14 protein-coding genes and 1 pseudogene are annotated in these 19773 nt (G+C 44.9%); 14 read left to right on the forward strand and 1 reads right to left on the reverse strand.

What is annotated here, in order from left to right; all coding sequences use genetic code 11:
* The first annotated feature begins 151 nt into the window (after window positions 1-151).
* Window positions 152-1744, forward strand: coding sequence for an ABC-F family ATPase (locus tag H9L11_RS14530; protein ID WP_025766654.1), 1593 nt, complete (start codon window positions 152-154; stop codon window positions 1742-1744).
* A 240-nt stretch (window positions 1745-1984) separates the two neighbouring features.
* On the opposite strand, the gene H9L11_RS14535 is transcribed toward H9L11_RS14530, so the two are convergent.
* The gene (locus H9L11_RS14535) at window positions 1985-2809 is read right to left on the reverse strand and encodes a formate dehydrogenase accessory sulfurtransferase FdhD (protein WP_054574149.1); all 825 of its coding nucleotides are present in this window, start codon (window positions 2807-2809) and stop codon (window positions 1985-1987) included.
* A gap of 322 nt (window positions 2810-3131) precedes the next feature.
* On the opposite strand from H9L11_RS14535, the gene H9L11_RS14540 reads away from it, so the two are divergent.
* The 13 genes and pseudogenes from H9L11_RS14540 (at window position 3132) to H9L11_RS14600 (ending at window position 19768) form a co-directional block, all read left to right on the forward strand.
* On the forward strand, window positions 3132-3596 hold the full coding sequence (locus H9L11_RS14540; protein WP_161441443.1) for a DUF3305 domain-containing protein: 465 nt from the start codon (window positions 3132-3134) through the stop codon (window positions 3594-3596).
* Window positions 3586-4215, forward strand: a complete 630-nt coding sequence (locus tag H9L11_RS14545) for a DUF3306 domain-containing protein (RefSeq protein WP_205390875.1) — start codon at window positions 3586-3588, stop codon at window positions 4213-4215. The genes H9L11_RS14540 and H9L11_RS14545 overlap by 11 nt, the downstream gene beginning before the upstream one ends.
* A gap of 308 nt (window positions 4216-4523) precedes the next feature.
* Window positions 4524-6185, forward strand: coding sequence for a 4Fe-4S dicluster domain-containing protein (locus H9L11_RS14550; protein WP_205390876.1), 1662 nt, complete (start codon window positions 4524-4526; stop codon window positions 6183-6185).
* 9 nt (window positions 6186-6194) lie between these two features.
* Complete coding sequence (locus H9L11_RS14555; protein WP_017820684.1) at window positions 6195-6821, forward strand: molecular chaperone; 627 nt, start codon at window positions 6195-6197, stop codon at window positions 6819-6821.
* 73 nt (window positions 6822-6894) lie between these two features.
* Complete coding sequence (locus H9L11_RS14560; protein WP_205390877.1) at window positions 6895-7095, forward strand: twin-arginine translocation signal domain-containing protein; 201 nt, start codon at window positions 6895-6897, stop codon at window positions 7093-7095.
* 10 nt (window positions 7096-7105) lie between these two features.
* Window positions 7106-9961, forward strand: a complete 2856-nt coding sequence (locus H9L11_RS14565; RefSeq protein WP_021033875.1) for a formate dehydrogenase subunit alpha — start codon at window positions 7106-7108, stop codon at window positions 9959-9961.
* A gap of 11 nt (window positions 9962-9972) precedes the next feature.
* Window positions 9973-10581, forward strand: coding sequence for a formate dehydrogenase FDH3 subunit beta (gene fdh3B / locus H9L11_RS14570; protein ID WP_005377536.1), 609 nt, complete (start codon window positions 9973-9975; stop codon window positions 10579-10581).
* A 14-nt stretch (window positions 10582-10595) separates the two neighbouring features.
* On the forward strand, window positions 10596-11648 hold the full coding sequence (locus tag H9L11_RS14575; protein ID WP_005377534.1) for a formate dehydrogenase subunit gamma: 1053 nt from the start codon (window positions 10596-10598) through the stop codon (window positions 11646-11648).
* Window positions 11632-12048 carry a membrane protein gene (locus tag H9L11_RS14580; protein WP_005377532.1) on the forward strand — a complete coding sequence of 139 codons (417 nt, stop codon included), beginning with the start codon at window positions 11632-11634 and terminating at the stop codon, window positions 12046-12048. Before H9L11_RS14575 ends, H9L11_RS14580 begins: the two co-directional genes overlap by 17 nt.
* Before the next feature lie 423 nt (window positions 12049-12471).
* Window positions 12472-16869 carry an RHS repeat-associated core domain-containing protein gene (locus H9L11_RS14585; protein WP_205390878.1) on the forward strand — a complete coding sequence of 1466 codons (4398 nt, stop codon included), beginning with the start codon at window positions 12472-12474 and terminating at the stop codon, window positions 16867-16869.
* Window positions 16862-17764: an immunity 49 family protein gene (locus tag H9L11_RS14590; protein WP_033905276.1), complete on the forward strand. Its 903-nt coding sequence runs from the start codon at window positions 16862-16864 to the stop codon at window positions 17762-17764. Before H9L11_RS14585 ends, H9L11_RS14590 begins: the two co-directional genes overlap by 8 nt.
* Before the next feature lie 60 nt (window positions 17765-17824).
* Window positions 17825-18876: pseudogene (locus tag H9L11_RS14595) on the forward strand (type IV secretion protein Rhs); the annotation flags it as partial.
* Window positions 18866-19768: an immunity 49 family protein gene (locus tag H9L11_RS14600; protein WP_033905278.1), complete on the forward strand. Its 903-nt coding sequence runs from the start codon at window positions 18866-18868 to the stop codon at window positions 19766-19768. The pseudogene H9L11_RS14595 and the gene H9L11_RS14600, both read left to right, overlap by 11 nt.
* Window positions 19769-19773 lie beyond the last annotated feature (5 nt).

The following is a 19773-nucleotide window of genomic DNA, read 5'->3' on the forward strand; positions in this document are numbered from 1 at the left end:
GACGCATTTATGTTTACGCTTTTGCTTCTTAGAAACCTTACAATGATTTCACTTGGAGTGAATTAATAAAAACAACACTTGCAGTATGTAGCATGAACAAGTACCGTTGCCCGGTTTTTCTAAATACACCCCAATTGCTAAGGTAAAGGTTTTGATCTCCACAGCGAATATTACTCAACAATTCGGCGCTAAGCCGCTATTCGAAAACATTTCAGTTAAGTTCGGCGAAGGCAATCGCTATGGCTTAATTGGAGCTAACGGTTGTGGTAAATCAACCTTTATGAAGATCCTCAGCGGCGAGCTTGAGCAAACCAGTGGTAACGTAAGCTACGATCCAAACGAGCGCGTTGCAAAACTGAACCAGGACCAGTTCGCTTACGAAGAATTTACTGTAATCGATACCGTTATCATGGGTCATAAAGAGCTATGGGAAGTGAAGAAAGAGCGTGACCGCATCTACTCACTTGCTGAAATGAGCGAAGAAGACGGCATGAAAGTGGCTGACTTAGAAGTTCAGTTTGCTGAAATGGACGGCTACATGGCAGAAGCCAAAGCGGGCGAGCTTCTTCTTGCTGTAGGTATCCCAATGGAGCAACACTTCGGTCTAATGAGTGAAGTAGCACCAGGCTGGAAACTTCGTGTGCTTCTAGCGCAGGTTCTATTCGCAGACCCAGATGTGATGCTTCTTGACGAACCTACCAACAACTTGGACATGGACACAATCCGTTGGTTGGAAGATACGCTAAACGCGCGTAACTGCACAATGATCATCATTTCGCACGACCGTCACTTCCTAAACTCAGTATGTACACACATGGCTGACTTGGACTACGGTGAGCTACGCGTTTACCCTGGTAACTACGACGAGTACATGACGGCGGCTTCTCAAGCTCGCGAACGTCTACTAAACGACAACGCGAAGAAGAAAGCACAAATCGCTGAGCTACAAACGTTCGTTGCACGTTTCTCTGCAAACGCATCGAAAGCAAAACAAGCGACATCTCGTGCGAAGCAAATCGACAAGATCAAACTGGACGAAGTGAAAGCGTCTAGCCGTCAAAACCCATTCATTCGTTTTGAACAGTCTAAAGAGCTGTTCCGTAACGCTCTGATTGTAGAAAACCTGAGCCAAGGTTTTGAAGAGGACTTGTTCTCAGACTTCAATGCAATTTTTGAAGTGGGAGAGCGCGTTGCGATCATCGGTGAAAATGGTGTGGGTAAAACAACACTTCTAAACACGCTTGCTGGTGTACTTGAACCGCGTGCTGGTGAGTTCAAATGGTCTGAAAATGCAAACATCGGTTACTACGCGCAAGACCACGCGCATGACTTTGCAGAAGATATGAATCTAACGGATTGGATGGGTCAATGGCGTCAAGAAGGTGATGACGAGCAAGTCGTTCGTGGTTTCCTTGGTCGTATGCTATTTGGTCAAGATGACATTAAGAAGTCAGTAAAAGTACTGTCTGGTGGTGAGCAAGGTCGTATGCTGCTTGGTAAGCTAATGATGCACAAGCCAAACATGCTGCTAATGGACGAACCAACCAACCACATGGACATGGAATCGATCGAATCTTTGAACACGGCGCTTGAGCAATACAAAGGCACGTTGTTCTTCGTATCTCACGACCGTGTATTCGTAGACTCGCTAGCAACGCGTATTATCGAAATCCGCGATGGCAAGATCACAGACTTCAAAGGCACGTACTCTGAGTTCCTAAAATCTCGTGGCGTTGACGCGTAATTACTCGCAAAGCGTTTAAAAAGCAAAAGCCTCGCTATTTAGCGAGGCTTTTTTGATATTTGGCCTTAATCCTTAAACTGACCGGTTATATACGCATAGATCCCGACCACGCCAAAGGTAATAATCATAGAAAGCATGATACCGCTGGGCGTAAGCAGAAAATTCCACAATTGGTCATTATTCATAGTCCACATCCTCTGTGAATCCGCATTATTGGTTTTAGTTTACACTGAAAAGGTGTTATTGGTTGCCTTTTACATCAAATTCAACCTTGTCGGCTCCTGTAAACACTTGGAAGCGCAAACCTTTCGCACGCGCAATGGTCGTAATACCAAATTGCTTCGCTAGATCTAACCCCATTTGAGTAACGCCAGAGCGAGAAAGCAGAACAGGAATGCCCATTTGAGCCACTTTAATCACCATCTCTGATGTAAGGCGACCAGTTGTGTAGAAAATTTTATCTTCACCTGTTTCTTCTTTGAGCCACATCTCACCTGCAAGTGTATCCACTGCGTTGTGACGGCCGACATCTTCCACAAATGACAACACTTCATTACCTTTGCAAACCGCACAGCCGTGTACTGCGCCCGCTTTTTTGTAGGTGTCGTTGTAATGAGTTAACGCTTCCAGCGCAGAATAAATCTCTGACTGCTTAAGAGAAACTTGAGGCACTTGATAATTTTCAAGCTGCTTCATCACGTTGCCATACATAGTGCCTTGGCCACAACCTGAGGTGACGGTTTTCTTTTTCAGGGCGCCTTCTAAGTGTTCAGTGTTTTCTTTAGTAATCACCGCTGCGGAATGCGTTTCCCAGTCAATAATAACGGATTCAATCGCGGCTGGATCGGACAGGAAGCTTTGGTTTTTTAAATAACCCAGTACTAGTGCTTCTGGACGCGAACCTAGCGTCATGAGCGTGACCACTTCTTTCCAGTTCAGCATGACCGTAAGAGGACGCTCGCAAGCGATTTGCTTCGCGAGCTTTTCGCCGTACTCGTCGTACACATCGACTTCAATGGTTTGCAGGGGATTTTCACTGGTTTTAATAATATTTGGTTTCAGCACAGTCGTGTCCTAGTGATTAAGAGCGTTAGGTTGCTACGCATTTTAGCTTGTTAAGTGGCTAGCAAATCTCATTCCAAAATAGCGGTTCCCACAGAAATTGCGAGGTTTTATGTCAACAATGCATTAAAACTGCGAGTTCGCAGTAATGACACATCAATACATTTGAGTTTCGTCTAGTTTGGTAATTATAGCCTGAGGGAGTATATAGACTAAGTTATATCAGCTTGGCGCGTTTATTGCTTCGAAGACAATAAAAATGGTCGAAAACGGGGCAAAATGTCCTGTGTGTTTTCAGACCAAAAATAGAAAGACTGGGTGAGTTATGTCGGATAAGAAAGATTTCGAAAAAAATTACGAAAAGACTGAGGATACATGGCCAATCGGCGTAGAGCTTGTTGAGCATGAGATCAGTACAGGGATTTGGGTGACAACCCAATGGCAGTTGACAGAATTTGCGCTGAATCCGACGGAAGAGACTCCAGATGTTTGTCTGTTGCAATTACATAAAGACGAGCGTACAGACTACCGCTTTAACTTAAGCTCTCAGCAACCTAAACTCTTTTTAGTGATGGATAACGTCGAGTCTGGTGAAAAACCAGCGATACAGTTACTGACGGCTTCACAATCTGTTGCGGCGCAATATATGGATGGTGATAACCTTGTACTATCTAACGATATGCCGTTAGCCGTTCAGGCTTGGATGGAAGCCTTTATTGGTCGTCACGGTGAGTTGTTAGAAGTAAGACGCAAGAAACGCAAAGGAGCAGGCAGAGCAAATGGCAACTAGTTTTTTAAGCCGTTGGTCGAAACGTAAACTAGAAGAATCTTCCCAACATGCTGAAGAGATCACGCCGATAGCAGAGACGGAACAATCCGAAGATAGTGTCACAGCGCTTTCAAACGCTGACGAAAGCTCAGATGCTTTGAACGTCAATGAGGATAGTCAGGCTCCAGACATTACCGCGAGTGTAGAGACTGAAAAAACCGAAGAAATGTCTGTGGCGCAACTGCTGGTTTCTGAAGCCTCAGAAAGCGTCAAGAAAGCTGCGCTGCGCAAAATGTTCTTGTCCGAAGAATTTAACGTGCGTGACGGCCTAGACGATTACGATGATGATTACAGTAACTTAAAGTCACTTTCTCAAGACGTCGCTGAGACGCTGCGTGATTGGGTTAAAGACAAAGTGGAAGACGAACCAGACGCTGAAACTGCGCAAGGGTCTGAGCTTAACGCTAACGATATCGCATCTGGGGTAGTTGAAGACGCAGAGTCAAACACCGACAAAAGTGGCCAAATTACTCAAGATGAAAATGAACTGTATATAAATACAGTTCCTGGCGAAAGTGATACTTTTGCTGAAGAATCACAGCCTAACGAGGTGAGACAAAATATACCACACAAAGAATAGGTACATTTTGACTAAACACTCAATGAGCCGGCTGAGACAAAATGTCTCAACCGGTTTTTTTATCCCTACTATTTGTCAGTAAAATTGATAACCTATTGATTTTTAGTTGATATTTTATTGGCATGACACTTGCTATCTGTTGCTCAATACCAATCTGATTGAAGTTAGTACGGACGCACTGCGTAGTATTCATCGCCTATAGATGGCGGAATAAGAATGCTCATTGATAAGTTAATCAGCAGAATCTCCGGCGCTAACTACACTAAGAGATGGAAAAGACTATCCATGTTCATAAATGGAATTGAGCAATGCTGAAACAATTATTAGAACAAGCAACTTCCAATAACGGTAAAGCGAGGCTGTACGCTTTCGAAAATACCGTAGAGTTGACCAATCTTATTCCACCAACCGTAAGCTATGAAAGCGGCGGTAATACTTTGATTGTGGGCCCAACAGCAATCATCGAAAGTGCGGCAGCGCAATTGTCGCAAATGAACAGCCTAACGCTGCTTTCTACCGATGGCGAAAAGGGCACAAATCCCGAGCTTTATTACGCCAATTCGGTTCAGGTTTCAGGGTTCTTAGGTACGTTTGAAGTTCTGATTGAAAATCATGGTTCGACCAACAATCTTGCCAAGGTCGCGATCAATAGCGATTGTTTCGATATCGTACTCGATCTTTGCCTTAACAGCTGCATGTCGGAAGAAGTCCCAGTACCGGGCTACTACCCAGTAGGTCGTGGCTATCCGAAACTGGCTGAAGCGTTGGAAGAGATTCCAACCTTAATGGGGACGTTCGATAAACCGAAATTCTTCCGTTTAGATACCGATTTATGTGCACACAGCTCTCGTGGCGTAAAAGGTTGCGAACGGTGTGTGGATGCTTGTCCGGCAGGGGCACTATCGAGTGAAGGCAGCGACAGAACGGGCCATCGCATCGAGATCAACCCATACCTATGTCAAGGCGTGGGGACTTGTGCTACAGCGTGTCCGACAGAAGCGATTCATTACGCACTGCCAAACCCTGAAGATACGCAAAAGTTTATTGAACGTACGCTCGCCAACTATGAGCAAGCGGGTGGTTTAGATCCTATCGTATTGATTTGTAGTTCTCGCCACGAGAGCTACAACGTGATGGCACTAAAAGCACTGCCAGATAATGTGATTCCAATTGTGGTGGAAGAACTGCCTTCGGTTGGTATTGATACTTGGTTCGCCGCGCTTGTGAATGGTGCTACTCAGGTGCTGTTTACGGCTTCACGTTTTATGCCTCAAACCATTATTCGTGTGCTTAATAGCGAAGTAGGTATTGCTCAAGAGCTGCTCGGTCAGCTTGGTATCGCCAAAGAAACCATCGACATTCTGTATCTAGAGTCACTACGTGAAGGTGCTCCGACACTTTGTACCGAGTCTTTTGATTTGGCATTAGGAGACTTGCAAGGCAACAAACGTCAGCGTCTATTTACGGCGTTGGATGCGTTGTCGTCTTCTCGTATTCCAGTCGAGAACATTGTTGAGCTGCCAGCAAACGCGCCTTACGGCAATGTTTCTTGTGAGAGCAAAGATTGTACGTTGTGTATGAGCTGTGTGGCAGTTTGTCCAACACGTGCATTGCATACGGACGGTCGATCTCCGTCGCTTAAATTCGTCGAGCAAGACTGCATTCAATGTGGGCTGTGCGAGAAAGCGTGTCCTGAGAAAGTGCTGACGCTTACTCCTCGTATGAACTGGGTGAAAGAAGAACGCCAGAAAGCGGTTGTGATTCATGAAGAAAAGGCAGCCGAGTGCATTCGTTGTCACAAGCCCTTTGCTCCGCAATCGATGATCGACATGCTACAAAACAAGTTACGCGGTCACTCCCATTTCTCTGATGAAGCGGCGATCAATCGTATCGCGATGTGTGAAGACTGCCGTGTGATCGACATGTTTGAGTCGATGGCAGAAGACCCAATGAAACAACTGAAATACTAGGAGCTCGCAGTGGACACACAACAAGAACAAACACTGAGAACAGACATTTATCTCGTTTTATCCGCACTTTTTCGTAGTGCGCCTAGTGATGAAATGCTGGCGTTCCTGAAATCGCTAGAAATTGAGCCGTCTGAGAGCGCGATGCAAAAAGCTTGGCTCGCACTGCAACAAGCCGCGAACGAAGCGCAGCGAGAAGCGTTAGAAGAAGAATATCAAGATCTGTTTATTGGCATTGGACGTGGTGAAGTTGTGCCATTCGGATCTTGGCATCGTACTGGCTCGATGATGGAAAAGCCGTTAGCGGAAATTCGTCGCGATTTGGATCTTTTAGGCATCGAACGAGAAGAGAACGTGAAAGAGCCTGAAGACCATATTTCTGCACTGTGCGAAGTGATGGCAATGCTGACAGGTGAAGAGGAAGAACTTCAACAAGCGGTGTTTAACAAACACATTGCCCCTTGGTTCCAATCTTTTACGCGCCAACTAGAGAGCGCCGAAAGCGTGAACTTCTACAAGCCAGCTGCACAGCTTTGCGATGCATTTTTAACGTTAGAGCAAGTCCGCTTTAGCGTGAACACCAAAAGCAGTAAGAACAAATTAAAAATTGATGTGAAAAACGTCACTGATTACGAGTAATCGAGCAGTACTTGGTCATATCGATAGAGAGGCATGAGTCTCCAAAGATCTACCGTAAGGTAAGGAAGCAATGATGAAAGATAATAAAGAAATAAACACAAGCCGTAGGGATCTCCTAAAAGGCTTCACAACCGCTGCCGTTGCTGGTGCTGTTGTTGCGGGAACCACGAAAGTGGCCGTTGCTTCAGAAACGGTTGAGCCTCCTGAAAAAGACGTGAAGAAGAAAGGGTATCGTGAAACACAACACATTCGCGATTACTACGACACACTTTAGGAGATAACGGATGAAACTTGTCAAACGCTCCGACAGTGTGAGCAAAGAAACGAACCAGCTTGGCGTATCTCGTCGTGCATTCATGAAAAACACTTCGCTTGCCGCTGGTGGTGCAGTGGTTGGTGCTAGTCTATTCGCACCGGGAATGATGAAAAAAGCGCAAGCAAAATCAGTCGATCCAGAAGCGAAAACAGAAATAAAACGTACTATCTGTTCTCACTGTTCAGTGGGTTGTGGTATTTACGCAGAAGTTCAAAATGGTGTTTGGACGGGTCAAGAGCCTGCATTCGACCACCCATTTAACGCCGGTGGACACTGTGCAAAAGGCGCCGCACTGCGTGAACATGGCCACGGTGAGCGCCGTCTAAAATACCCAATGAAGCTTGAAAACGGGAAGTGGAAAAAGCTTTCTTGGGATCAAGCGATCGAAGAAATCGGTAACAAGGTGATGGACATCCGCAAAGAGTCCGGTCCTGATTCGGTTTACTTCTTAGGGAGCGCAAAGCACAGCAACGAACAAGCGTACTTGTTCCGAAAAATGGCATCACTTTGGGGTACGAACAACGTTGACCACCAAGCGCGTATTTGTCACTCAACAACCGTGGCGGGTGTAGCGAATACTTGGGGTTACGGTGCGATGACCAACTCTTTCAATGACATGCACAACTGTAAGTCGATGCTATTCATTGGTTCAAACCCAGCTGAAGCACACCCAGTAGCGATGCAGCACATTCTGATCGCAAAAGAGAAGAACAACTGTAAGATCGTCGTAGCGGATCCTCGTCGTACACGTACGGCAGCAAAATCGGATCACTATGTATCACTTCGTCCTGGTTCTGACGTAGCATTCATTTGGGGTGTGTTGTGGCACATCTTCGAAAACCAATGGGAAGATAAAGAGTTCATCCGTCAACGTGTATTCGGTATGGATGAGATCCGTGCTGAAGTGGCGAAATGGACGCCAGCAGAAGTTGAGCGCGTAACAGGCGTAAGCGAAGAAGACGTTTACCAAACAGCAAAACTGCTTTCTGAAAATCGCCCGGGCTGTATTGTTTGGTGTATGGGTGGTACTCAGCATACTACTGGTAACAACAACACACGTGCTTACTGTGTGCTTGAGCTAGCGCTTGGAAACATTGGTAAATCAGGCGGCGGTGCAAACATCTTCCGTGGTCACGATAACGTACAAGGCGCAACCGACCTTGGCGTGCTCTCTGACACGCTACCGGGCTACTACGGCCTTTCTGAAGGCGCTTGGCGTCATTGGTCAAAAGTGTGGGAAATCGATTACGAATGGATCAAAGGTCGTTTCGATGACAACGCTTATAGCGGTCAGAAACCAATGCACAGTGCAGGTATTCCTGTATCTCGTTGGGTTGATGGTGTACTGGAAAACAAAGACAACATTCGTCAACGCGAAAACATCCGTGCAATGTTCTACTGGGGACACGCAGTGAACTCTCAAACACGTGGTGTTGAGATGAAAAAAGCGATGCAGAAGTTGGACATGATGGTGATTGTGGACCCATACCCAACGGTTGCTGCGGTAATGAACGACCGTACCGACGGCGTTTACCTGCTTCCTGCAACAACACAGTTTGAAACACACGGCAGCGTTACCGCATCTAACCGCTCTCTACAATGGCGTGATCAGGTGATTGAACCTTTGTTTGAATCAAAACCAGACCACGAAATCATGTACCTGCTTTCGAAGAAACTGGGCTATTCCGATCTTCTGTTCAAAAACATCCGTGTTGAAAACAACCAGCCGGTGATTGAAGACCTAACGCGTGAATTCAACAAAGGCATGTGGACGATTGGTTACACAGGCCAAAGCCCAGAGCGTTTGAAAGCGCACCAACAAAACTGGCATACGTTCCACAAAACCACATTGGAAGCGGAAGGTGGCCCTGTCAACGGTGAAACCTACGGTCTACCTTGGCCATGCTGGGGCACACCAGAAATGAAACACCCAGGTACACACATTCTGTACGATACGTCTAAGACGGTTGCAGAAGGTGGCGGTAACTTCCGTACGCGCTTTGGTGTGGAATTTGAAGGCAAGAGCCTTCTTGCAGAAGACAGTTATTCGAAAGGCTGTGAAATCAAAGACGGTTACCCAGAGTTCACTGACAAGTTGTTGAAACAACTTGGTTGGTGGGACGACCTAACTGCTGAAGAGAAAGTGGCAGCAGAGGGTAAAAACTGGAAAACAGATCTGTCTGGCGGTATTCAGCGTGTCGCGATAAAGCACGGTTGTATTCCATTTGGTAACGCGAAAGCGCGTGCGATTGTTTGGACGTTCCCAGACCGTGTGCCACTGCATCGTGAACCACTTTACACACCACGTCGTGACCTTGTAACGGATTACCCAACTTGGGAAGACAAAGATGCAATCTTCCGTGTTCCTACGTTGTATAAATCCATTCAAGAGCAAGACAAATCGGGCGAGTACCCAATCGTTCTGACTTCTGGCCGTCTGGTTGAATACGAAGGTGGTGGTGAAGAGACGCGTTCAAACCCTTGGCTTGCCGAGCTTCAACAAGAAATGTTTGTTGAAGTGAACCCGAAAGACGCGAACGATCTTGGCTTTAGAGATGGTGATGATGTTTGGGTTGAAGGTGCAGAGAAAGGACGAATCAAGGTGAAAGCGATGGTAACACGTCGTGTGAAACCTGGTTTGGCGTTCATTCCGTTCCACTTTGGCGGTAAGTTCGAAGGTGAAGACCTACGTCCTAAATACCCAGAAGGTACACAACCTTACGTTGTTGGCGAATCGGCTAACACGGCAACCACTTACGGTTACGACCCGGTTACCTTGATGCAGGAAACCAAAGTAACCCTATGTAACATTCGTAAAGCGTAAGGAGTCTGACAATGGCACGAATGAAATTTCTATGTGACACCAAACGCTGTATCGAGTGTAACGGCTGTGTTACTGCATGTAAGAACGAAAACGACGATGCGCTTGAATGGGGCATTCAACGTCGCCGCGTGGTAACACTAAACGACGGTGAAGCTGGTGAAAACTCTATCTCTGTTGCTTGTATGCACTGTACCGATGCGCCTTGTATGGCAGTTTGTCCAGCTGATTGTTTCGAACATACCGAAGACGGCATCGTTCTTCACAATAAAGATCTGTGTATCGGTTGTGGTTACTGTTTGTTTGCTTGTCCGTTTGGCGCACCTCAATTTCCTAAACAAGAGGCGTTTGGTGAACGTGGCAAAATGGATAAATGTACTTTCTGCGCGGGCGGCCCAGAAACAGAGCCTGGCTCTGAGGAAGAACGTCAAAAATACGGTGCGAACCGTATCGCAGAAGGCAAGTTACCGATGTGTGCATCGCTTTGTTCAACCAAAGCGCTGCTTGCGGGTGACGCAGAGAAAGTCTCTGACATTTTCCGTCAACGTGTGGTAGAACGCGGCGCGAAAAACGCAGGTTGGACAGACGGAAACGATCTTTCTTACGATGCGACGAAAAGCTAAGTAAGGAGAGGCACATGTTAAACACGCTTAAACGTGCATCTCTAGCAATGCTGTCAATGATGACGGCATTGCTGCTGACTTTTGCAATGCCTGCTTCAGCAGAGGAACAATCTTCTAAAGTTATTCAACAGGAGATCACGCAACTCGCCGGGGCAGACTATTGGCGCGAAGTCAGAGAGGGGCAAGAAGGCTACACCACGTCCCAATCGCCAGAACATGGCGTATTGATCAGTAAACCTGGTGAGACTTGGTACATTCTAAAAGAGAAATGGATGTCTCCTGCTGGTGCTGTCGCGATTTTCGGCAGTATCGCGATGGTTATCATGGCTTACGTATTCGTTGGTCCTTTGATGCTTAGCAAGCCGCGTACTGGTAAAAAGATGAAGCGTTGGTCTCGTTTAGACCGCGCGCTTCACTGGAGTATGGCGTTTACATTCTTAACGTTGGCATTCAGTGGTTTGATGCTGGTTTACGGTAAGCACTTCTTAAAACCGTACGTTCCTACTGAGTTCTGGGGCTTTATCGTCATGTTGGCGAAGCAGTACCACAATTACATGGGACCATTGTTCTTCATTTTGCTGATGCTCGTGCTCTTTAAATGGTGGCGCAAGTCGATTCCAAACATGACTGATGTTCGTTGGTTCATGAAAATGGGCGGTATGGTTGGTAAACACAAAGGCACACATCCGTCAGCTGGTTTCTCAAACGGTGGCGAGAAGGCAATCTATTGGTTGTTGATCTTCTTTGGTGCTATCGCGGCAGTGAGTGGCTTAGTTCTGGACTTTCCTATCTTTGGCCAAACTCGCCGTGACATGGAGCTTTCTAACTTAGTTCATGCGATTTCGGCACTGATTCTAATCTGTGGCTTTATCTTCCACATCTATATTGGTCTATTCGGTATGGAAGGTGCGTTAGAAGGCATGGTGACTGGTGAAGTTGACGAGACATGGGCGAAAGAACACCACGATCTTTGGTATGAGGAAGTGAAGTCCAAAGAAGCAATGGGCGAAACAGATACGGCACAAACGGAAGTAAAAGGAGCGAAAGCGAATGAACAAACCTCATAACGGGATTTGGGTTGCGTACATCCTGAGCTGTTTGACCCCGTTTACGTTTCTGATCTCAGGCGTTATCGCAATTATCTATGCGGGTTACCGATTAGATAAGGGAGAAGACAGCGACGTAGTGATTTCTCATTACTACGGTTTAATTCGCACCTTCTTTCTCTACCTGACGTTTTTTGTTGTGTTGATCGTCACCGTCGCGACTTCTAACGGTGTACTCGTTGGCGTGAGTGATTATTGGTTGCATAGTACTTTGCTTGAAACCATCGCTTACTTTATTCCTTGGGTAGGGATGGTGTTTGCTGCATTAGCCATCTTGGTGTGGTTTATGCGAATGTTTCAAGGGATGCAGCAACTGCTCAATAACCAACCACACAGACCATCGACAGGTCCAAACCTTTAATCAGTATTCTTTAAGCAAAACCGCCGTAATAGGCGGTTTTTTTGTTGCTGTTTTGTCTCAAATATGAAGCGTTGAGTCGCAGTGGTGATACTTGATGCAACTTATTGAGTGAATTTACGTAACTGGGCAGAAAATCATAGTTAAGTAAGAAACATGTAAAAAAATCGCGTCACGATGAGACATTAGTCTCACTCACGCTATTGTTCATTTACTCAGGATTCATCGTCCCGTTAAAGTACGCTGCGCTCAGAAATTCAAAGAGTTGCATACGTGAAAATTGCCATCAATACATTCAGTCTACGCATACAGAGGAATCTCTATCGGAGGATGTTTGATTAAGGCATCTTGCTCTCACAAATAAAAAGAGCGAAACGAGCATTAAATGATGCGGCAAGGTAAGAAAAGGACAAACACGTTACGGCTATGATCCCTCAATTCGTCATTCCTATCACGAATCGCTTTGGCGAAAGTTATCACTTCTCTGGTCAGTTACTTACTAGCGGCGAACCTAAAACATTCGTGACCAAACAAGAGGCAATAGAGTTTCTTGAGAGCTTTGGTGAGCTTGACCTTCGCTCTGTCGAGGACTTGTTCTATACGATTGGTCAATTCAAGCCAAACATACCTGACGGTGAGCTTACTTCCCAACACTATAATTCAACGTTTGCCAATGCTTTGGTGAACGGTGACTTGCGTGTCGCTCGAATTGTACCTACCGGCGAAAACTACGCACTCTCGTCAGCGGTTACGCCTCCACCGACTCAAAATACCGTCAATGCAAAACCATCGAAGGGAAAGGGGAAGTCGAATAAAAAGAGTGGCAGAAGTGCCGCATCCGCCAAGCCTCAGCAACAAAGCAGCGAAAAACATGAGAAAGCCGGTGATCCTGTATCACTTGTGACGGGTGAAGAAATTCTCGAACTCTATGATATCGAGCTACAACAAGGTACTACTTGGCAGCGTACTTACCGCTCTTCGCAGTCGGATGTAAATCATGGAATGGGCTTTGGTTGGCGACATGCATTTCAGTTTGAATTACGCGAGAAGACGGACGAGAAAGACAACGTTATCGCTTGGGAGTTTGTTGACGATAAGGCAGATATCACAGAATTTGAGCCAGTAGATATTGGAGCAACAAGTTACCAGATATACGCTGGTGCGAGCTGTTATTTCCTGAGCTCAACAACTCGGATTGTAACGCTCGCTAGTGGGCATCAATATCGGTTTGAGCAAAAAGATGATCGTTGGCTAGCTAAACAAGTTAGAAATGGCACGTTTTCAACGTTTCAATTGCAGTATTCTCGAAACCATCGATTGATCGAGATCGCATATAACAAGCGTCCGGTTCTTGAATGTCAATATGATAAGCAAGGACGCCTTGTAGAACTGCTTAATGCAAAGTCCCAAAAAGTTCTGGCAACTTATACCTATGATGAGCACGATGATTTGGTCAGTGCAACTAATCATTTGGGCCTAAAGGAACAGTATCAATACCTCGGCCATTTAATTATTAAGCGTGTACGACCAACTGGCTTTACTCATTATTTTGAATGGGATGGCGAAGGTGCAAAAGCGAAGTGCATCAGAAACGTTGGGGACGCAGGAATTTATGACTATCGCTTCCATTATCAGGGAAATCATTCTTCTTATTCTGACTCGTTAGATCATCAATGGTCTTTCTTGCATGACGAGCAGGGTAACTTACTCGAGAAAATAAGCCCCACAGGTAAAACTTGGCGATGGCAATATGATGAATTAGGACGAAAAGCACAAGCTATCTATCCTGATCAGTCAACGGTCAATTATCAATATAATCAGCATGGTCAATTAGTCTCTAAGTTTCATTCCTCTGGAAAAGAAATTCAATATGGTTATGACGGCTTAGGTAAGTTAGTTAAAACGGTTTCACCTGATGGGGATATCGAGAAGGCTTACTACAATAGCCTCGGTCAAAGAGTTTGGGATACCGATCAGTTCGGCTGTGTCACGGAATATGATTACGATAAACACGGTCAAGTCGTCAAAAAAGAGTCTGAAGATGGTAAGAAAAGTCAATGGTGGTGGGATGAACAACAAAGACTTATCGCGAATGAAATAGACGGTACATTACTTCGTTACAGCTACAACGAAGAAGATCTGGTGAATGGCGTTGCTTATCCCGATGGGTGTATTGCTCAACTCGCTTATGATCAATTTGGCAGGCGTACATCAGTTCGTTATTTTAACGACGAAGACAAAGTCGGTTATAGCGAAGAATATTCTTACGATGAGCACAGCCGTGTTGCTCAGATTCGAACGCCAGCAGGCATTACCTCGTATCAATGGGGAGCACTCGCGCAACAAGAAGCAGTCATCTTTCCCGATGGCAGCCATATTTCTTACGAATACGATCAACAACGTAACCTGACTAAATTAGTTCGGAGTGACGGCTTAGAATTCGAATTCCTGTATGACGATGAAGGCCAGCTGTCAGGAACTGTCGGGTTTGATAATCTACAAAGCCAATTTGATTATGATCATATGGGGCGAATCCATCGTAAGCAAGTCGCCGATAGGACGGTGCTGTATCGCTATGACGCTGCGGGTTATCTCATGCACGTCAAAGCAGGAAATGGTAGCAGTATTGTAGAGAACCACTTCAATTATACGCTTGGTGGGCGACTTACTTTCGCATCCAATCGCCATCACACATTGCAATACCAATACTCTTCATTCGGGCATTTAACAAAGCGCATTCAAGGCCAGTTTGAGATAGCGCAGGAGTTTAACAGAGTTGGCCAACGCGTATCTCAGGTACTGCCAGATAATACGGAGCTGAACTTCTCTTATGATCGATATGGGCGTTTTTCAGCGATTCGATTTGGAAACCTAGATTTACCTCAAATCAAATTTCATTACGATGAAATGGGACGAGTTTCCCAAATTGAAACGGCACATTTTAATGAGCGCATCATTTATGATGGTGTTGGTCGTTTGGTCGAACAACATTGGCCTGATAGAGAGAAAAAGTACGTTTACAATGCGCAAAACCGTATTTCATCAATCATTGATAATACGGCAGGAGCAACACACTATCAGTACGATGCCTTAGGGCAACTTAAACGAGTCAATGCTTCCGGAGAAGTGACTAAGTTTGAATACGATAGTTTTGGCAATCCTACTTTGCCATCTTCAGAGGTATTCGCTGATCGTATTGAAGTACACGATGATGTACGGTTCAAATATGACGCGCAAGGAAATCAGACAAAACGTGAGGGGCAAGGACACGTTCAGACTCGCGTATTTGATGCGTTAAATCAGCTCATTGAAGTTCACACCGACGATGGCATCAGTCAATATGAATATGATGCATTAGGGCGCAGAACGAAGAAAATTACACAACAAGGCGTTACGGAGTTCCTGTGGGAAGGTGAACGTTTAATTGGTGAACGCTCTTCAGGTGCTTTCCGTTGGTACCTATATCAACCAGAAACCTACACGCCAGTGGCACTGCTAGAAAATGACGTTATTTATTGGTACCAGTGCGATCAAGTTGGTAAACCAGAGCGACTGATCGATTGCGAGGGGAATGTTGTATGGAGTGCCAGCTACGATGCTCACGGCTTTGCTCATGTACATATTGAAAATGTAGCAAATCCACTGCGTTTTCAAGGGCAGTACTTCGATCAAGAAACCAACTTACATTACAACCTCGCTCGGTATTACGATCCTAAACTAGGACGTTTTATCCAACAAGATCCGATATCTATTGCTGGTGGTATTAATCATTACCAATATGCAGTCAACCCTATCCAGTGGATTGATCCAACAGGTTTCCTTTGTGAAGAAGGGCTAAAACGCTTGGGTCAAATGTTGGCAGAGTATCAGGCGCAAAGCGATGTCCCCCAAGAGGTTTGCGATCAGATTTTAGAAGCAGCAAAAGAATCATCCGTCGGAGAAGATGGCGTTCGCTCGCAAGTCAAAATCCGAAAACCAAAAGGTAAAAATCATATCCGATATGAGTACGATTTAGACCATATTGATTGCGAGAAGAACGAGATTACTTTTTATCGCCACATTAATCATTCTGACGGAAGCAAACATGAAGTGCAGTACGTAGTCGGGATAGAAGAGTTTGTTAATGCTCACGTGTTTGATTCAGAGAAGGTCGGTGGCGATAAGACCTGCACCATCTTCACCGAGGACCTAGTGCTGAATAAAGCGGATTACAAGGATAACTCAGAATTCGAATTCAATAATAAGGATGAGGATGAGAAATACAAACTTTCTGAAGAATGCAAACAAAAGGTTGATGAGTGTTTAGCAGAACGTCAAAAGGCAATGGATGCGCGTAGCGGCGAAGAAGGGCATAACGCCCAAATTGCTAAAATTAACCAGCAGTCAGCAAAAATTGGTGAGTTGGTCGCGGATGACTTTGTTCGGAATATACGCCCTAATGCTAAGTTGATCCATCCCAAAGACCTTGCAACTTCGGGATCGAAACCAGGTGATTTCGATATGGTGTACCTCTCAGATGATCCTGAAGAAATCATCATCGTCGAGGCTAAGGGTGGCAGCAGCCCGCTCGGCAGTCGTAAAATTGGAAATATGGCATATCAGCAAGGGACAACTGAATATACAGCAGCAATTATTGGTGAGATGTCTAAGCAAGAACAAGGTACAACGGAAAAGATTGCTGCAAATCACATCAAATCCGCTATCAAAGATGATATTCCGATTCGTTATATTCATACACAAGCAGAAATATCTTCAGATGGTAAAGTCTCGAAAATTAAAGCGAAAGAATTTGATATAGACATGGGAGAATTTGGAAATGTTTGATGCCAAGGAATTAAAAAAGATTGAGCGATTGGCTCATATTAGTCTAACTCAAGCGGCAATAGATGCTTACAGAGAAGAAGTAAAAGAGAACTTAGATAAACGAAAAAGGCGCATTGCGATAAAAAGAGAAAACTTGGTTTATTTGAGTGATGATGTGTCTGAGCAAATTCGCCTGTATACATGGCTACCTCCATTAAATGATGATGAGAGAACCGGCACACTATGTCTATATGAAGCATCATTAATGCGTGCATTTTATCATCAGCTCGCCATGAGACCTGACGAGCCTCAAAGTATTCAATTACCTGGATACCCGGAAGTAACCTGGAAAGGTGAAGGTATTTTAAAAACGGGGTGTTTACACCCTAACCGATGGCTTGATGCTTATTTCACTTCGGTGATCGTGCGTGACAGGCCAAGTATGGACGTATTGGCGAGCTTTCCGGTTTCTCTGATGAAACAAAGTTCTACGAAGGCTGGTGAGCTTTCTTACATGCTGGTGGATGTGATTCAGTCATTCCACAACCGCACATCGGATTACCCCGATAAGCTAGTCGCAGCAATGGACGCTGCAGTTGCTCAGGGTGATGACTGGGCATTAGAAATCGCCATGGGCATTTTAGAAACCTTTGCCGCCCTGACAACCGATATTGATTATGACTTTGAAGAGGTACTCATTAAGAACCTGCAGTTCCAGGAGCAATATCAAATGCGCTTGGATGCTCCTAAAAAATTGATTTCAATCGAAACCTTCATCTCTTTCCCTCTGCTTGGCATGGCTTGTATGTGGTACGACAAAGGTAACTGTTTATCTGTTGAAACCGGTTGGCTTCCTCCTTATCTCGTTGAAGGGCGTTGGCTAGAAGATGTAAAAGTAGGGAAGATCACACGATAAATTATCATTTATATAGAAATTCAGTATATAAGCCACCTTTCACGAGGTGGCTTATATGTTTACCGATATTCAATCAACCCCATCCAGTGGATTGACCCAACAGGTTTTCTTTGTGAAGAAGGGCTAAAACGCTTGCAGAAAATGCTGGCTGAGTATCAGGCGCAAAACAACGTTCCCCAAGAGGTTTGCGATCAGATTTTAGAAGCAGCAAAAGAGTCATCTGTCGGAGAAGATGGCGTTCGTTCGCAAGTCAAAATCCGAAAACCCAAAGGTAAAAACAATATTCGATATGAATACGATTTAGACCATATTGATTGTGAGAGAAACGAGATTACTTTTTATCGTCATATCAATCATTCAGATGGCAGCAGACACGAAGTGCAGTATGTTGTTGGGATTGAGGAATTTGTAAATGCGCATGTTTTTGACTCAGAGAAAGTTGGCGAGGAAGAAGGTTGCACGATCTTCACTGAAGATCTTGTGCTGAATAAAGCAGAGTATAAAGAAAACTCAGAACTCAATATGAGTGATTATGAGCTAACAGAAAAAAACAAAGCAAAAATTGATGAATGCTTGAAAGAGCGTCAAGAGGCAATGGACGCTCGAACTGGCGAAGAGGGATATAATGCTCAAATTGGCAATATTAACCAACAGTCTGCAAAAATTGGTGAGTTAGCCGCGGATGACTTTGTCCGGAGTAAACGTCCTAATGCTAAGCTGCTTCATCCCAAAGATATTGGAACCTCAATTTCGAAGCCGGGCGATTTTGATATGGTTTACGAGGTGGAAGAGCCGCCACCAGGTGAAATTATAATTGTTGAGGCCAAAGGGGGTAGCAGCCCGCTGGGTAGCAGAAAAATTGGAAATATGGCATATCAGCAAGGGACAACGGAATACACTGCCGAAATCACCAACCTAATGTCTGAAAAAAGGAAGGAACGACTGAAAAATTAGCTGCCGACGAAATTCAATACGCCGCTTTATCCGGCAGAACTATTCGATATATACATACTCAAGCGAATATCCCTGAAAGTGGTAAGGCCTCAGATGTAAAACTAGAAGTGGCAGAGTTTAAAATTGATTCAAAAGGATTAAGTCAAAATGCAAAGTAAAGAATCGGTCAAATTTTTAGAGCGAAAAGCAAATCCTGAACTTGACACACAAGCCATTGTGAATCGGAAAAAATTTATAAACCGGGTTTTAGATAACAGAAAAGAAGGCCTTAAAATCAGGCGGGAAAATCTGGTCAGTCTTGGGGATTTTGCCATTGACCAGGTTCGCTGGTATACCTGGTTTCAAGCCTCTCATGAAGACGAACAAATTTGTACATTACGCCTTTATGAAACTTCTTTAATGGGAGCCTGTTATCATCAACTTGCTATGAATCCCAATGAAGAATTAACTATCAAGATCCTTGACTATCCTGAAGTAAAGTGGGGTGGTGAAAGCATTTTAAAAACGGGGTGCATAAATCCTAATAGATGGATCGATATGTATTTTATATCGACAGTTGTGCGTGACAGGCCAAGTTTAGACGCATTGGCGAACTTTCCGATTTCTTTGATGAGACAGAGCTCTACCAAATCGGGTGAGCTGTCTTATATGTTAGTAGACGTCATACAGTCGTTCCATAACCGCACATCGGATTATCCTGACAAGCTCGTCGCAGCAATGGACGCAGCGGTAGCCCAAGGGGATAACTGGGCGTTGGAAATTGCGATGGGGATCCTAGAAACCTTCGCGGCGTTCACTACCGACATTGGTTATGACTTTGAGAAAATGCTCGTTAAAAACCTACAGTTCCAAGAGAAATACCAAATGAGGCTTGATAAGCCAGAGGACTTGATTTCTATAGAAACTTTCATATCTTTCCCTCTTCTTGGCATGGCCTGTATGTGGTACGACAAAGGCAACCGTTTATCAGTTGAAACTGGTTGGCTTCCTCCCTATCTCGTCGAAGGATGTTGGCTAGAAGAAGTAAAAGCAGGGAAGATCACTCGATAAACCCC

It is taken from the genome of Vibrio sp. sp1 (assembly GCF_016920955.1).
Taxonomy (GTDB): domain Bacteria; phylum Pseudomonadota; class Gammaproteobacteria; order Enterobacterales; family Vibrionaceae; genus Vibrio; species Vibrio alginolyticus.

Coding starts and splice junctions, on each gene's coding strand:
- H9L11_RS14540 (WP_161441443.1), top strand. CDS start 3,132: ATGTCGGATAAGAAAGATTTCGAAAAAAATTACGAAAAGACTGAGGAT.
- H9L11_RS14545 (WP_205390875.1), top strand. CDS start 3,586: ATGGCAACTAGTTTTTTAAGCCGTTGGTCGAAACGTAAACTAGAAGAA.
- H9L11_RS14550 (WP_205390876.1), top strand. CDS start 4,524: ATGCTGAAACAATTATTAGAACAAGCAACTTCCAATAACGGTAAAGCG.
- H9L11_RS14560 (WP_205390877.1), top strand. CDS start 6,895: ATGAAAGATAATAAAGAAATAAACACAAGCCGTAGGGATCTCCTAAAA.
- H9L11_RS14565 (WP_021033875.1), top strand. CDS start 7,106: ATGAAACTTGTCAAACGCTCCGACAGTGTGAGCAAAGAAACGAACCAG.
- fdh3B (WP_005377536.1), top strand. CDS start 9,973: ATGGCACGAATGAAATTTCTATGTGACACCAAACGCTGTATCGAGTGT.
- H9L11_RS14575 (WP_005377534.1), top strand. CDS start 10,596: ATGTTAAACACGCTTAAACGTGCATCTCTAGCAATGCTGTCAATGATG.
- H9L11_RS14580 (WP_005377532.1), top strand. CDS start 11,632: ATGAACAAACCTCATAACGGGATTTGGGTTGCGTACATCCTGAGCTGT.
- H9L11_RS14585 (WP_205390878.1), top strand. CDS start 12,472: ATGATCCCTCAATTCGTCATTCCTATCACGAATCGCTTTGGCGAAAGT.
- H9L11_RS14590 (WP_033905276.1), top strand. CDS start 16,862: ATGTTTGATGCCAAGGAATTAAAAAAGATTGAGCGATTGGCTCATATT.
- H9L11_RS14600 (WP_033905278.1), top strand. CDS start 18,866: ATGCAAAGTAAAGAATCGGTCAAATTTTTAGAGCGAAAAGCAAATCCT.